Below are 14390 nucleotides of genomic sequence, written 5' to 3'. Positions count from 1 at the left end.
ATGCAAAATATCTCTTCTTTGCTTCCCCGTTTCCTGAAGGATCGCACAGGCAACATCGCCATCTCGGCCGGGCTTACCGCACCGCTTTTCATCGGCATATTGGCGCTTGGCGTCGATTATGGCTATCTGACCCTGCAGAAGCGGCAATTGCAGCAGACCGCCGATCTTGCGGCCATATCAGCGGCGGCCAATGCCGCTGATCCCGAAAAGGCGGTCCAGCAATATTTCGCCCTCAACGGCATGAATCTCGGGGTCAAGACACCGAATGGCCTCTTGACCGTGGACGGTCTTCAACCTTTCGACCCCTTGAACGAATTTGCCAAGAGCAACGGTTATGCCGAAGTCGTCAAAGGTCACTATGAGCCGGACGCGACCCTGCCTGTTGGCCAGCGTTTTGTCGAAAATGCACTTCCCACCAATGCGATGAAAGTGAATATCGTCGAAAAGGGCCAGATATTCTTTGCCTCCGCCTTCACCACGCCGCCCAAGATTTCCGCGGTCGGAACGGCCTCATCCCAAAAGATCGCGGCATTTTCGGTGGGCTCGCGACTGGCGAGCCTCGATGAAGGCATTTTGAACAGCCTGCTCGGCGGCCTGCTCGGCACCACGGTCTCGCTCAAGGTTATGGATTACCAGGCGCTTGTGGCTGCTGATGTCAACGCGCTGCATGTCATCGAAGCGCTGGCTGTCGATCTCAACCTGACAGCCGGCACCTACAAGGATGTCCTGAAGACGGAAATCACCTACGGCAAATTCCTGGACGCGCTGACGAAGACCACCGGCCTGCAGCCGGCTGTGGCCAACATTCTGAAGACGCTGGCAAAAACCGCCAACAAGAGCAACATCAAGCTCAAGCTTGAAGAAATTCTCAATCTCGGCCCGTTCTCGGACAAGCTGATCGGTAGCGGCGAAAACCTCAAGGTCACCGCAGGCGTCTTCGATCTCCTCAACGCCGCCGCCGTGGCAGGCAATGGCGGCAACCAGCTGGCGCTCAACCTCAACGCCAATCTTCTCGGTCTAGCCTCGGTCAAGACGACGCTCGCCATCGGTGAGCCACCCGTCGAAACGCCGTCGCTTGCCGTCGGCGGCCAGGGCACCGTGGTGCGCACCGCACAAACCCGTCTGGCGGTCAGTGTCGTGGTTGACGGGCTTCAGGCGATTGCCGGTCTGAAGGTCAATATTCCGCTTTATGTGGAAGTCGCCCATGCTGAAGCGCGGCTCGCCGACATTCGCTGCACGGGCGGCGGACAGGGTACGGTCGATGTCGAAGTCGTTCCCGGCGTCGCAGAAATCGCGCTTGGCAATGTCGATACCACGGCCTTTGCCAATTTCGGCAAGGATCCGCGCGTCACCAAGACCGCGATCGTGGATTCGGCCCTGCTCGCCATCAATGGCAGCGCCCTCATCAATGCCACGAACATGACGAAGACCAAGCTGACCTTTACCCAGTCGGATATCACCCAGGCCAAGATCAAGAGTGTTTCCACCAAGGATACCGTTACCACTCTTGTCAGTTCACTGCTGAAGAACCTCAATCTGGATATCAGGCTTCTCTTCCTCAACATCGATCTGGGAGGTCTGGCGGGCATCCAGTCAGCGCTTGCCAACACGCTCGCGGCAGTCACGGCGCCCGTGGATCAGCTGCTCTACAAACGTGCTGCTGGTACTCGGCGTCAAGATCGGCGAAGCCGATGTGCGCGTCACTGACGTTCGCTGCCAGCAGCCGGCACTCGTCCAGTAGTCAGGCCGACAACCATAAAAAAAGCCGCCGGCAGTATCCGGCGGCTTTTTTGTTCGATCTGCCTCTGTCAGGCAGTAGCAATTGCCAGACGCTTCTCGTCCCGGCCGCTCTTCATGCGCTCGGACAGAAGGAAAGCCAGCTCCAGTGCCTGATCGGCGTTGAGACGCGGATCGCAATGGGTGTGGTAACGATCCGACAGCGAATCCGCCGTCACGGCGCGGGCGCCGCCGGTGCACTCGGTCACGTCCTTGCCGGTCATCTCGATGTGGATGCCGCCCGGATGTGTGCCTTCGGCACGGTGGATCTGGAAGAAGCTTTCGACTTCCGACAGGATGCGCTCGAACGGACGCGTCTTGTAGTGGTTGAGCGTGATGGTGTTGCCATGCATCGGATCGCACGACCAGACGACCTTGCGGCCCTCTTTCTCCACGGCACGGATGAGCTTCGGCAGGCTGTCCGCCACCTTGTCGTGGCCGAAACGGCAGATCAGCGTCAGACGGCCGGCCTCGTTTGCAGGGTTCAGCGCGTCGATCAGCTCGATCAGATTATCCGGCGTCAGCGACGGTCCGCACTTCAGGCCGATCGGGTTCTTGATGCCGCGGAAATATTCCACATGCGCATGGTCGAGCTGACGCGTGCGGTCGCCGATCCAGATCATGTGGCCCGACGTGGCATACCAGTCACCGGAGGTCGAATCGACGCGGGTCAGCGCCTCTTCGTAACCGAGCAGCAGAGCCTCGTGGCTGGTGAAGAAATCGGTTTCGCGCAGGCTAGGATTGTTTTCTGCGCTGATGCCGATTGCCTGCATGAAGTTCATGGTCTCGGAAATCCGGTCAGCCAGCTTGCGGTAACGATCCGCCTGCGGGCTGTCCTTGATGAAGCCGAGCATCCACTGGTGGACGTTTTCAAGGTTGGCGTAGCCGCCCATTGCGAAAGCGCGCAGCAGGTTAAGCGTCGCCGCCGACTGGCGGTACGCGTCGAGCTGACGCTCGGGGTTCGGCACACGCGAGGTCTCATTGAACTCGATGCCGTTGATGATGTCGCCGCGGTAGGACGGCAGCGTCACGCCATCGAGCACTTCCACGTTCGAAGAGCGGGGCTTGGCGAACTGACCGGCAATACGACCGACCTTTACCACCGGCAGCTGCGCACCATAGGTCAGGACGACAGCCATCTGCAGGAAAGCGCGGAAGAAGTCGCGGATATTATCCGCGCCATGCTCGAGGAAGCTTTCGGCGCAATCGCCACCCTGCAACAGAAAGGCGTTGCCGTCTGCCACATTGGCAAGCTGCTTTTTCAGGCGGCGGGCTTCACCGGCAAAAACGAGCGGCGGATAGGTCGCAAGCGTGGCTTCCGTCGCCGCAAGCGCTGCCGCGTCAGGATATTCGGGAACCTGCTGGATCGGTTTCTGCCGCCAACTGCCGGGTGTCCAATTCTGTGCCATGTCCTTACCCTTTTCTCGCCCGCGCATTTGTGCACGACCGCCTCGAAAAATTGAGCGGCTTATAGCTCCAAGCACAGGCTTTGCATAGCCGATGTCAGGGCCATCGGGCCCATTCCGCCCGTTTTGGGCGTTTAACGTGCATAAAAGTCAATTCAAACGATTTAATAAACCCGCCACCACCCGGAAAACAACGGTTTTCAAGTGGTGGCGAGCAAGGCGGAGACGTGATCACGTCGCGCAAGCGACGGCGTTACACGCGCTCGCCGTTCACCACGCGGTAGCTTGGCGAATACATCGTCACCAGTTCCTCGGCCGCTGTCGGATGAACCGCCATGGTGCGATCGAAATCGTCCTTGGTGCATCCGGCCTTCAGCGTGATGCCGAGGAGCTGCGCCATTTCGCCCGCCTCGTGGCCGAGAATATGCGCGCCGACGACCCTACGGTCGGCGGCATTGACGATCAGCTTCATGATCGTCTTTTCCTGACGCCCGGACAGCGTTGCCTTCATCGGACGGAACTGCGCGCGATAGACTTCCAGTTCCGGGTATTTCTTGCCCGCTTCCTCTTCAGAAAGTCCAACCGTGCCGATTTCCGGCTGCGAGAACACCGCAGTGGCAATAAGCTCGTGGTCCGGCTTGGTCGGGTTGTTCTTGTACTCGGTTTCGATGAAGCACATGGCCTCGTGGATCGCCACCGGCGTCAGCTGTACCCGGTCGGTGACGTCGCCCAGTGCGAAGATACCAGGAACGCTCGTGCGCGAATACTCATCGACGATGATCGCGCCGCGCGCATCCACCTTCACACCGGCATTTTCAAGGCCTAGACCATGCGTATTCGGATCGCGACCGAGCGCCAGCATCACCAGGCCGACATGCAGCGAGTTGCCCTGCTTCGTCCGTGCCACAAAGCCGCCCGCACCGTCCTTGCCCACTTCCTGAATGACGTCTTCAAGAATGATGCGAATGCCCTTGGCTTCCATCGCTTCATGAAGGCCCTTGCGCATATCGTGATCGAAGCGCGAAAGGATTTCCTTGCCGCGATAGATCAGCGTCGTTTCGACACCGAGTCCGTGGAAGATATTGGCGAATTCCACGGCGATGTAACCACCGCCAGCGATCAGGATCGATTTCGGCAGCTCTTCCAGGTCGAAAGCCTCGTTGGAGGAGATCGTCAGCTCGTGGCCGGGCAGCGCCTTGTGTTCGTTCGGCGTACCGCCAACGGCAATCACGATACGCTCGGCCGTGAAGGTCTCACCAGTCTTCGTCAGCTTCACGGTATGCGCATCGACAAGCTCTGCACGGCTGTCGAAAATATCGGCCTTGGCGTTATCCAGACCCTTGCGGTACAGCCCTTCGAGACGGGTGATTTCCCTGTCTTTCGCTTCGATCAGTTTTTTCCAGTCGAAACGACGCTCGCCAACGCTCCAGCCGAAACCTTCGGCATCCTCGAAATGCTCAGGAAATTGCGAGGCATAAACGAACAGCTTCTTCGGCACGCAACCACGGATGACGCAGGTTCCGCCGTAACGGTATTCCTCGGCAATTCCCACACGCTTGCCGAGTGAGGCGGCCACGCGAGCGCTGCGCACCCCGCCCGAGCCGCCACCGATAACGAAAAGATCGTAGTCATAAGCTGTCATAGTCAAAACCCCTGATCAAAACCACGTGCCATCGGCCTCAAGGCGGGCTGTGGCGTATTCATGGCACATATAGGTGCTGCGACGCACAAATGAAAAGCCCGACCTTGCGGCCGGGCTTTGAATATTTCTGAACGTGAGCTTTGGGACCCGACGCTCTATCTATTTCACTCAGGGCTTGTGAGCCGGAGCGCCACCGGTGTTGCCCTGATCGGCCGGAAGCGGCTTCAGATCAGCGCCGGCCACCTTCTGCAATTCGGTCATGCTGGAGGTGTTCAGATCGCGGTTGATGCCCGCGGCCCAGATGTCGGCAGCCTTCATCAGTTCGCGCGTGGCGATAGGGCCGTCCTTCAGAAGCTTCTTGCCGGCTTCGCTGCTGTAGAAGGTGGAGATGGCGTTCAGCTCTTCGACGGAGAAGGCGCGCGCGTAGGTGAGTGCTGCCTCGCGTTCCAGATCGGCGCGGCGCGGCGCAAGCTCAAGTGCCTTGGCGTCGACAGTCGCGGTGATCACGTCCTGCACATTCGGCGATGCCTGAATGAGTTCGGCCTTCAGACGTTCCGCCAGACCCGGCAGGATATCGTCGAAACGGTCAGTAACGCCAAGAGAGGCGATCGCCTGCCGTGCGGCAGCGATATGCGCTTCCGAAATTTCCTGAGCGCGTGCGGCAGTACCGAACACGATGCCGGAAATGAGGATCGAAGCAGCGGCAGCTTTGCCCAGTCCCGCTAGTTTGATCATGAAAATCTCGCTCCTGTTATACTGCCTGCATCACGCGGGCGCCTTCAGGACCCGCAATGATGGCAAGCGATGCCAAATTTATGAAAAGTCCGTGCTCGACAACACCGGGGATAGTGTTCAGCTCGCGTGCAAGCGCTTCTGCATCAGGAATACGGCCAAAAGATGCGTCGAGAATGAGGTGTCCACCATCCGTCATGAAGGCGCCGTCGCCCGACGAACGCATCGTCAGGTCGCCCGAGAGGCCGGACCGCGCCGCCAGTTTCTCGATGGCGATCTGTGTCGCCACCTGACCGAACGGATTGATTTCGATGGGAAGCGGAAAGGCGCCAAGCGTCTCCACAACCTTGCTCTGGTCGGCGATGACGATCATGCGGGCGGATGCCGCCGCCACGATCTTTTCGCGCAGAAGCGCACCGCCACCACCCTTGACGAGTCGCAGGCCGTGATCCACTTCGTCCGCACCATCGATGGTAAGGTCCAGTTCCGGCAATTCATCGAGGGATTTCAGCGGCACACCAAGCTCCACGCAAAGGCGCGCAGTACGCTCGGATGTCGGTACGCCTTCGACCTTCAGGCCTGCAGCAACCTTTTCCGCCAGAAGCCTGACGAATTCCTCAGCTGTAGAGCCCGTGCCGATACCAAGTCGCATCCCGTCTTGCACATGGGACAATGCGGCCTCGGCGGCCTTGATCTTCATCTGGCGGGCATCCATGTGCCTGAAACTCCGGTAGCTTTGTCGTCGCCGTGCTGTTTACACGGGTCGAAAGCCAAACGAAAGCATTTTTGCAGGCAACGAACAGAACGTTGTGGCGCGGTTGCAAAGACAAAGCCGTTTGCCTAGGCTTGGCCACAACGAACGCATCGATATCATCGCCAAAAGCATTCTCTCAAGAGGCCAGTTCCCGTGACATCCCGCCCGCTCGCCATCTTCGACCTCGATGGTACGCTCGTCGACACCGCCGCCGATCTCGTTTCGAGCCTCAACCACACCATCGCCGCAGCTGGTCTTGCCCCCGTTACCTATGACGACCTGACGCATCTCGTCGGCCAGGGCGCGCGCGTGATGATCAAGCGGGCCTTCGCGCTGCGTCAGGTAGAATTGCCGGAAGCCGAACTGGAGCCGCTGTACGAGCGTTTCATTGACCATTATCGCGCGGAAATGCCCGGCGACAGCCGCCCCTACCCCGGCATCGTCAGCGTACTGGATGCGCTTTCGTCAGCTGGCATCACGCTCGCGGTCTGCACCAACAAGACCGAAATCCTTGCGCTCCCGCTGCTCGAAAAACTGGATCTCACCCGATATTTCGCCGCCATCACCTGTGGCGACACCTTCCCCTTCCGCAAGCCTGATGCGCGCCATATTCTCGGCACCATCGAAAAGGCTGGCGGCGACCCGCAGCGCTCGGTCATGGTAGGTGACAGCATCAACGACATTCTCGCCGCCAAAAATGCGGCAGTCCCATCGATCGGCGTCACCTTCGGTTATTCGGATGTGCCGATGGCCGAACTCGAACCAGATGTCGTGATAGATGATTTTGCAACGCTAACGCCAGATCTAGTGGGAAGGCTGCTGATAGAACGCAACGCCGCTGCATAAATCGGAACACTCTCAGGCTCGCCATGGTCGATCGCAATTTCCTTTTCCCTCGCACCGCCGTCGGCATTGTCGCCGTCGGCGATTCTGGCGAGGCCCTGCTTTTGAGGGCAATGCTGGAAAGCCTAGGCGCATCGGTAAGGCTTTATCTCCCCGGCACGCCGGAAGACATTCTGGTCTGCCTGAAACAGCCAGACAACCCGCCGCCCTACCTCATCATCAGCGGTCATGGCGATGAAAACGGCCTAGTCGTCGGCGAGTGCGACACGGAGATAACCCGAACAGAACTGAAAGACGGCAGCATGCACGCCGACATTCTCTCTGGTAACATCGACCTGCGGGACACAGTGGTGTTCAGCACCGCCTGCTGCACGGGTTCGCAGGATTTCGCCAAAGTATTCATCGAAGGTCGAGCGCACGCCTACATAGCCTCACACGGCTATCCCGATGGTGCGGCAACACCGCTTTTCGTTCATCTATTCTTTTACCAACTCCTCATCCGCAAATCATCGCTGGAAGATGCGCTGTTGAGCGCAAACATGCTCGACGGCGATGGCGAACTGGCATTCACGCTTTTTACGGCATCGTCGCTACGATAGTAACTGGCAGTCGCAGAAACAAAAAAAGCGCCGTTTCCGGCGCTTTCTTTTCTCAATGTGATTTCTATCAAATCGACGCGGCCCGCGCCTTCGTCGTTACCGCAAACGCCTTCTGGACGTAGCTGTCACGGTCGTAGACGTCGTCGAAGAACTGCACCTTGCCGGCCTTGTCCGGCCAGGCGGTAAAATAGGCCACGTAGACCGGTATCTTCACCGGCACCTGCACGGCGCGGTTCTTGCCCGCTGCAATCTGCTCGTTGACCTTGTCGACGCTGGTGCCAAGAACAGCGGCCGCCATGCGGCGCGGGTCGACCAGACGGATACAGCCGTGGCTCAGCGCCCGCATATCGCGGTTGAAGAAGCTTTTGGCAGGCGTATCATGCATGTAAATAGCATGCGCATTCGGGAACAGGATTTTCAGGTCGCCCAGCGCATTGTCGCTGCTTGGCGGCTGACGCACCGAAACGGCATTGGTCGAGCCGAACCAGTTGACGCTGGTGGAAGAAACCGCACGGCCACCCACCTGCACCTCATAACCCAGACGGTCGAGATAGGACGGATCGCGGCGCAGCTTCGGCAGCATCTCGTTGACGATGATCGACTGCGGAACGCCCCAATAGGGGTTGAATTCGACGGTCTGGATTTCGTCCTGGAAGAAGTAGGTCTGGTTGGCCTTGGAGCCGACCACCACCTTCATGCCGAACTGTTCCTGTCCGTCATTGTGGTAATAGGCCATGAAGGCGGGCTGGTTGATCAAGACGTAGCGCTGGCCGAGATCGGCTGGCAGCCAGCGGATCTGCTCCATCGCCACCTGCACCTTGGCAATCCGGGCGTCGTTGCTTTCGCCGACCATGGCACGCACGGTCGCGCGGCCGATGACGCCGTCGGCCTTCAGGCCGTTTTCGCTCTGGAATGCCTTCACCAGATCAACGAGATCAGGCGTATAATCCGGCGTCTGCTGGTAGCCGGAAATGATCGCCGCATGTTCCGCCTTGAAGGCAGGCGAAGCGCGATGTTCGATTGCCTTGACGACGCTCGCCATGTCGCCGCTGCTGTTGCCGGGTTTCAGCACCAGATCGGCGGGGACCTTGACCGTGTTGGCCGCATCACCCTCGCTGCGCAACCGGGCCAGTTCGGCCTTCAGCGCCAGATATTCGGCGTTCGAAGGTTCACGGCTGCGCAGATAGGCTGCGATATCCGGGCTGAGGCCTGCAAGCTTCAGCACGGGCGCAAGGTTCACCGTCTTGCGCTTGAAATCGTGGTAACCGGACAGCCGGTTCGGATCGACACGGCCACGCGTCGTATCCTGCACATAGGCCAGGACTTTGGCGGAAAGCGCAAGCTCGAACTGCATCTGCGCGCGCTGATAGGCGTCGGAGGTCGATGCGGAAGCCACTTCCACCGGCGTGCCGGATGCGTTCGCGCCTGCGCTGATGCTGGCGGTTACGTCCTTTGCGGGTACTGAAATGCTGTAATCGGCCGGATCGAGGCCGCTTTCGCCAACAGTCTCCAAAAACGCCATGACGGCGTTCGCGCGGGCAGTCAGCTCGCCGTCCGAAACCCAGAGCGCCTTGCCGCCGGCACCGTAATAGGCTTCCAGAGCCTTGCCGATTTCGGGGGTGGCGCTGAACTTCACATTGGCAAGACCCTCGCCGAAATTGGCGGTGTTCACAGCGCGTGCGGTATCGGCCTTGTAATCGTAATAACGTGGACCGGAAACACGCGGCAGAGGCTCGGGATCGGATGCATCGGCGCTCGGTCCGACCGTCGGCGGCGAGGTGACGATACCGGCTGGCGGCATTTCACCGCGATCGCGCGCAACCTTGCCAGGCCCGCCACGCAAAAGGTCCATCAGCGTTACCGCGCCGGCGCTGCCGGGAAGAGCGGTGGAAACGGAAAGACCGAGAGCCAGCACCAGCGCTGCCGATGTTTTTCCAGATGTGACTTGCAATTTGATCCTCGTAGCACCCAGCGCCGCCAACGAAGACGGAGCATCCAGTTTCATGCTTGTCTAGCCGATAGACGGCCCGTTGAAAAGAAAACGCCGAAGTCCAGAACGCACCCGAAATGAACCTCATATTACGGCCAAAACCATAAAAACGTAATTTCCAGAATTGGCGAGAATGGTTAAATTTCTATTTATTTCATTCACTTTGCCGTGGTTGGCCAAGCCGTTCCAAGCCGGTGAAACCCCGGTTTTCCGGGCTTTTATCGACGTAGTAAAAATGACACGCCAAGGTCTTTTTCTTAACCGGGCAGGATGAGCGCCAAAATCGCCCTGTCCCAAGGGAAATATCTGCCAGGCATGCCTCGCAACGCTTTCATTGCCAGCGCGATGATTCTATATATCGGCGCGCGCAAGGCGGGCGAAGTGCCGTTTTGGCGGAGGAAAACGAGTAAAAAGGCAAGATTGATGACAGCCACACGGACGGAAACCGATACATTTGGACCCATTGAAGTTCAGGCCGATCGCTATTGGGGCGCGCAGGCGCAGCGCTCGCTCGGCAACTTCAAGATCGGCTGGGAAAAGCAGCCCGCCTCTGTCGTTCGCGCGCTCGGCATCGTCAAGCAGGCCGCCGCCCGTGCGAACATGGCGCTTGCAGGCCTCGACCCCAAGGTAGGCGACGCAATCATCGCAGCTGCACAGGAAGTCATCGACGGCAAGCTGACCGAGCATTTCCCGCTGGTCGTCTGGCAGACCGGCTCCGGCACGCAATCCAACATGAATGCCAATGAGGTGATTTCCAACCGCGCAATCGAGATGCTCGGCGGAGAAATGGGCACCAAGAAGCCGGTTCACCCCAACGACCACGTCAATATGAGCCAGTCCTCGAACGACACCTATCCGACGGCAATGCACATCGCCTGCGTGGAAGAGATCGTTCACCACCTGCTGCCGGCCCTCAAGCACCTGCACACGGCGCTGGAAGCCAAGGTCAAGCAGTTCGAAAAGATCATAAAGATCGGCCGCACCCACACGCAGGATGCCACGCCGCTGACGCTCGGCCAGGAGTTTTCCGGTTATGCCGCGCAGGTCGCCTCGGCGATTGCCAATATCGAACTCACCCTGCCCGCACTTTCCAAGCTTGCCCAGGGCGGCACGGCGGTCGGCACGGGCCTGAACGCCCCCGTCGGTTTCGCTGAAAAGGTTGCCGAAGAGATTTCCAAGATCACCGGCCTGCCGTTCGTGACGGCGCCGAACAAGTTCGAAGCGCTTGCCTCGCACGATTCCATGGTGTTCTCGCATGGCGCGATCAATGCCGCAGCAGCAGCCCTGTTCAAGATCGCCAACGACATCCGCTTCCTCGGCTCCGGCCCGCGCGCCGGTCTTGGCGAATTGTCGCTGCCGGAAAATGAACCCGGCTCATCGATCATGCCGGGCAAGGTCAACCCGACGCAGTCGGAAGCGCTGACGCAGGTTTGCGCCCACATCTTCGGCAACAATGCAGCGCTCTCCTTCGCAGGCTCGCAGGGGCACTTCGAACTGAACGTCTATAATCCGATGATGGCCTACAATTTCCTGCAGTCGGTCCAGCTTCTGGGCGATGCCGCCGTCTCCTTCACCGACAACTGCGTCGTCGGCATCGAAGCCCGCGAAGACAACATCAGGAAGGGCGTCGAGAACTCGCTGATGCTCGTCACGGCTCTCAACAGCAAGCTCGGCTACGACATCTGCGCCAAGATCGCCAAGACCGCGCACAAGAACGGCACGACACTGCGCGACGAGGCCGTCGGCGGCGGATACCTCACGAACGAGGAATTCGACCAGTATGTGCGCCCGGAAAACATGATCGGCCCGAAGTAAGCCGGTCGGGATTATCGCTGGAATAGAGAACGGGCCTTCGGGCCCGTTTTTTGTTTGTTCGATTGGTCATAGCATTGGGATGTCCCGGTACTGACCACTCTTGGTGTTTTTAAATCGTCCCCGTAAGCTGTTCTTCCGGAGAGAATGCCGAAACCAGGTGCACGATTGAGGATGACATCATGATCTGCCGCCGCAGCCTGCTTCTTGGTGGTGCCTTCCTCGCCACGGCCATGAAAGTCCCAAGTCTGTTTGCGCAAGGCGATCGGCAATGGATTTCGCTTTGGCCCGGCCCGCCTCCGGGAGGCGGTGGTCCGAACGGCGTCCCGGATATAAGCAAAAAAGGCGCTGTCACCAACATTGCCGTACCGAGCCTGGAGGTTTTCGCTCCCGCAAAGCCAAATGGTTCCGCAATGATCATTGCAGGTGGCGGTGGATATAAACGCATCGAGGAAGGCAAGGAGTCCTATCCCGCCGCACGCTGGCTCGCGGCCAGAGGCATTTATGCTTTTGTCCTCACCTATCGTCTGCCGATTGAAGGATGGGCTGCTGGACCGCTGGCACCGCTTCAGGATGCGCAGCGCGCATTTCGTCTGGTGCGTGCACGCGCTTCGGACCGGCAGATCGATCCGCACAGGATCGGCGCACTTGGTTTTTCTGCGGGCGGGCACTTGATGGGGTTGGCCGCCGCTCGCTCGGCTTTTGCGTCTTACGAAGCAGTCGATGACATCGACAGGCAATCAGCCCGGCCGGATGTTGCGGCCCTGATCTATCCGGTCATCACGCTTGCAGCGCCCTATGACCACACATCGACCCGGAGGTCACTTATCGGCAGGCACCCGACAGAGGAGGCAACACGAGAGTGGTCAGTGGAAAGCCATGTGAGCAAAGATTGCCCTCCGGTCTTCCTCACGCAGGCGGATGACGACCGGATTTCCAATCCCGCCAATAGCCGTATCATGCAGCAGGCGTGCGAGAAGGCGGATGTCGATGTCGAATTTCACCCAATCATTTCTGGCGGCCACGGCTTCGGCATGGGCAAGCCCGGAACCCCCACGCAAGAATGGCCTGGATGGTATGAGGCATGGCTGAGGAAGCACAACCTTCTGGCCTGACGCTTTCTTTGCGCACCCCAATAAAAAAGGGCCGCAAAAGCGGCCCTCTTCATCTCATTCAAACCGTCAAACCAGCCGGCTCTGCTCCACCGCCGCTTCGACGAAGCTGGCAAACAGCGGATGCGGATCGAGCGGGCGGCTCTTGAGTTCCGGGTGGTATTGCACACCGATGAACCAGGGATGGTCAGGATATTCCACCGTTTCCGGCAGCACACCATCAGGAGACATGCCCGAGAAGACGAGGCCGCACTCTTCCAGCCGGTCCTTATAGTCCACATTCACCTCGTAACGGTGGCGGTGGCGCTCGGAAATATCCGTGGAACCGTAGATTTCGGCGATCTTCGTGTCCTTCTTCAGCGCTGCCTTGTAAGCGCCGAGACGCATGGTGCCGCCGAGATCGCCCTTGGTGGAGCGCTTCTCCAGCTCATTGCCCTTTACCCACTCGGTCATCAGGCCAACGACGGGCTCAGCCGTCGGACCGAATTCGGTGGAGGAGGCATTCTCGATGCCAGCCAGATGACGCGCCGCTTCCACGACTGCCATCTGCATGCCAAAGCAGATCCCGAAATAGGGCACGTTGCGCTCACGGGCGAACTGCGCCGCCATGATCTTGCCTTCCGAACCGCGCTCGCCGAAACCGCCCGGCACCAGAATGCCGTTGACCTTTTCGAGATAGGGCGTCGGATCTTCCTTTTCGAAGACTTCCGACTCGATCCACTCCAGCTTGACCTTGACGCGGTTGGCAAAACCACCGTGATGCAGCGCCTCGATCAGCGACTTGTAGGCGTCCTTGAGGCCGGTATATTTGCCGACGATCGCAATCGTTACCTCGCCTTCCGGCGTGCGGATACGGTTGCAGACCTCTTCCCACTGTTCCAGACGCGGCTTCGGCGCCGGTTCGATACCGAAAGCGGCCAGCACTTCCGAATCGAGACCTTCATTGTGGTAGGCGATCGGAACGTCATAGATGTTGGCAACATCCAGCGCCTGAATGACGGCGGAAGGACGCACGTTGCAGAACAGCGAAAGCTTGCGGCGTTCCGCTTCCGGGATTTCCCGGTCGGCGCGCACCAGCAGGATGTCGGGATGAATGCCAAGCGCCTGCAGTTCCTTCACGGAATGCTGGGTCGGCTTGGTCTTCAATTCGCCGGCCGCCGGAATGTAAGGCATCAGCGTCAGGTGAACATAGATTGCAGTGCCGCGCGGCAGGTCGTTGCCGAGCTGGCGGATCGCCTCCATGAACGGCATCGCCTCGATATCACCCACCGTGCCGCCGATTTCGCAGATGACGAAGTCGTACTCGTCATTACCTTCGGTCACGAAATCCTTGATCTCGTTGGTGACATGCGGAATGACCTGAACGGTCGCGCCGAGATAGTCGCCGCGGCGTTCCTTGTCGATGATGTTCTTGTAGATGCGGCCAGTGGTGATGTTGTCGGTCTTGGTCGCCGAACGCCCCGTAAAGCGTTCATAGTGGCCAAGGTCGAGGTCCGTCTCGGCACCGTCGTCCGTCACAAACACTTCGCCGTGCTGTGTCGGGCTCATCGTGCCGGGATCGACGTTCAAATAGGGGTCAAGTTTGCGAAGCCGCACCCGATAACCACGGGATTGCAGCAATGCTCCGAGTGCCGCAGCTGCGATGCCCTTACCGAGAGAGGAGACCACGCCGCCTGTGATGAATACATATCGCGCCATGGGATTCACCGGATACCTTTTTACCT

10 protein-coding genes and 1 pseudogene are annotated in these 14390 nt (G+C 59.2%); 5 read left to right on the top strand and 6 right to left on the bottom strand.

The annotated features are described in order from the left end of the window. Window positions 1–1741 (top strand): annotated as a pseudogene (locus ACQZ5Y_RS14135) (TadG family pilus assembly protein). Window positions 1742–1808: 67 nt separating this feature from the next. Here ACQZ5Y_RS14135 and ACQZ5Y_RS14130 read toward each other — a convergent pair. The 4 genes from ACQZ5Y_RS14130 to rpiA all read right to left on the bottom strand — a co-directional run bounded on the left by ACQZ5Y_RS14130 (window position 1809) and on the right by rpiA (window position 6271). After that, window positions 1809–3185, bottom strand: coding sequence for a class II 3-deoxy-7-phosphoheptulonate synthase (locus ACQZ5Y_RS14130; RefSeq protein WP_003515403.1), 1377 nt, complete (start codon window positions 3183–3185; stop codon window positions 1809–1811). Between the two features lie 250 nt (window positions 3186–3435). After that, the gene (gor, locus tag ACQZ5Y_RS14125; RefSeq protein WP_174049484.1) at window positions 3436–4824 is read right to left on the bottom strand and encodes a glutathione-disulfide reductase; all 1389 of its coding nucleotides are present in this window, start codon (window positions 4822–4824) and stop codon (window positions 3436–3438) included. A gap of 168 nt (window positions 4825–4992) precedes the next feature. After that, window positions 4993–5559 (bottom strand): DUF2059 domain-containing protein, encoded by a 567-nt coding sequence (locus tag ACQZ5Y_RS14120; protein WP_003515410.1) that lies wholly within the window; start codon window positions 5557–5559, stop codon window positions 4993–4995. Between the two features lie 16 nt (window positions 5560–5575). Beyond that, window positions 5576–6271, bottom strand: a complete 696-nt coding sequence (rpiA, locus tag ACQZ5Y_RS14115; protein WP_003515412.1) for a ribose-5-phosphate isomerase RpiA — start codon at window positions 6269–6271, stop codon at window positions 5576–5578. A gap of 192 nt (window positions 6272–6463) precedes the next feature. On the opposite strand from rpiA, the gene ACQZ5Y_RS14110 reads away from it, so the two are divergent. Further along, window positions 6464–7156, top strand: coding sequence for an HAD-IA family hydrolase (locus tag ACQZ5Y_RS14110; RefSeq protein ID WP_174049485.1), 693 nt, complete (start codon window positions 6464–6466; stop codon window positions 7154–7156). 23 nt (window positions 7157–7179) lie between these two features. Further along, window positions 7180–7752 carry a hypothetical protein gene (locus ACQZ5Y_RS14105; protein WP_111796382.1) on the top strand — a complete coding sequence of 191 codons (573 nt, stop codon included), beginning with the start codon at window positions 7180–7182 and terminating at the stop codon, window positions 7750–7752. Window positions 7753–7819: 67 nt separating this feature from the next. Here the strand turns inward: ACQZ5Y_RS14105 and ACQZ5Y_RS14100 are convergent, their stop codons facing one another. Beyond that, a complete protein-coding gene (locus ACQZ5Y_RS14100) occupies window positions 7820–9757 on the bottom strand; it encodes a L,D-transpeptidase family protein (RefSeq protein ID WP_236762884.1) in 1938 nt (645 codons plus the stop codon). 408 nt (window positions 9758–10165) lie between these two features. Here ACQZ5Y_RS14100 and fumC point away from each other — a divergent pair, with 408 nt between their 5' ends. Together fumC and ACQZ5Y_RS14090 are read left to right on the top strand one after the other, a co-directional pair. Continuing rightward, entirely contained in the window at window positions 10166–11557 is a 1392-nt protein-coding gene (fumC, locus tag ACQZ5Y_RS14095; RefSeq protein WP_026330925.1) for a class II fumarate hydratase, read from the top strand. A gap of 179 nt (window positions 11558–11736) precedes the next feature. Next, entirely contained in the window at window positions 11737–12669 is a 933-nt protein-coding gene (locus ACQZ5Y_RS14090) for an alpha/beta hydrolase (protein ID WP_174049486.1), read from the top strand. A gap of 66 nt (window positions 12670–12735) precedes the next feature. Here ACQZ5Y_RS14090 and ACQZ5Y_RS14085 read toward each other — a convergent pair whose 3' ends face one another. Continuing rightward, on the bottom strand, window positions 12736–14373 hold the full coding sequence (locus ACQZ5Y_RS14085; protein WP_035198927.1) for a CTP synthase: 1638 nt from the start codon (window positions 14371–14373) through the stop codon (window positions 12736–12738). Between the last annotated feature and the right edge of the window lie 17 nt (window positions 14374–14390).

It is taken from the genome of Agrobacterium sp. A3-95 (assembly GCF_053521785.1).
The sequence above is the reverse complement of the archived record's forward strand: the minus strand, read 5'-3'. Positions and strand labels throughout refer to the sequence as shown.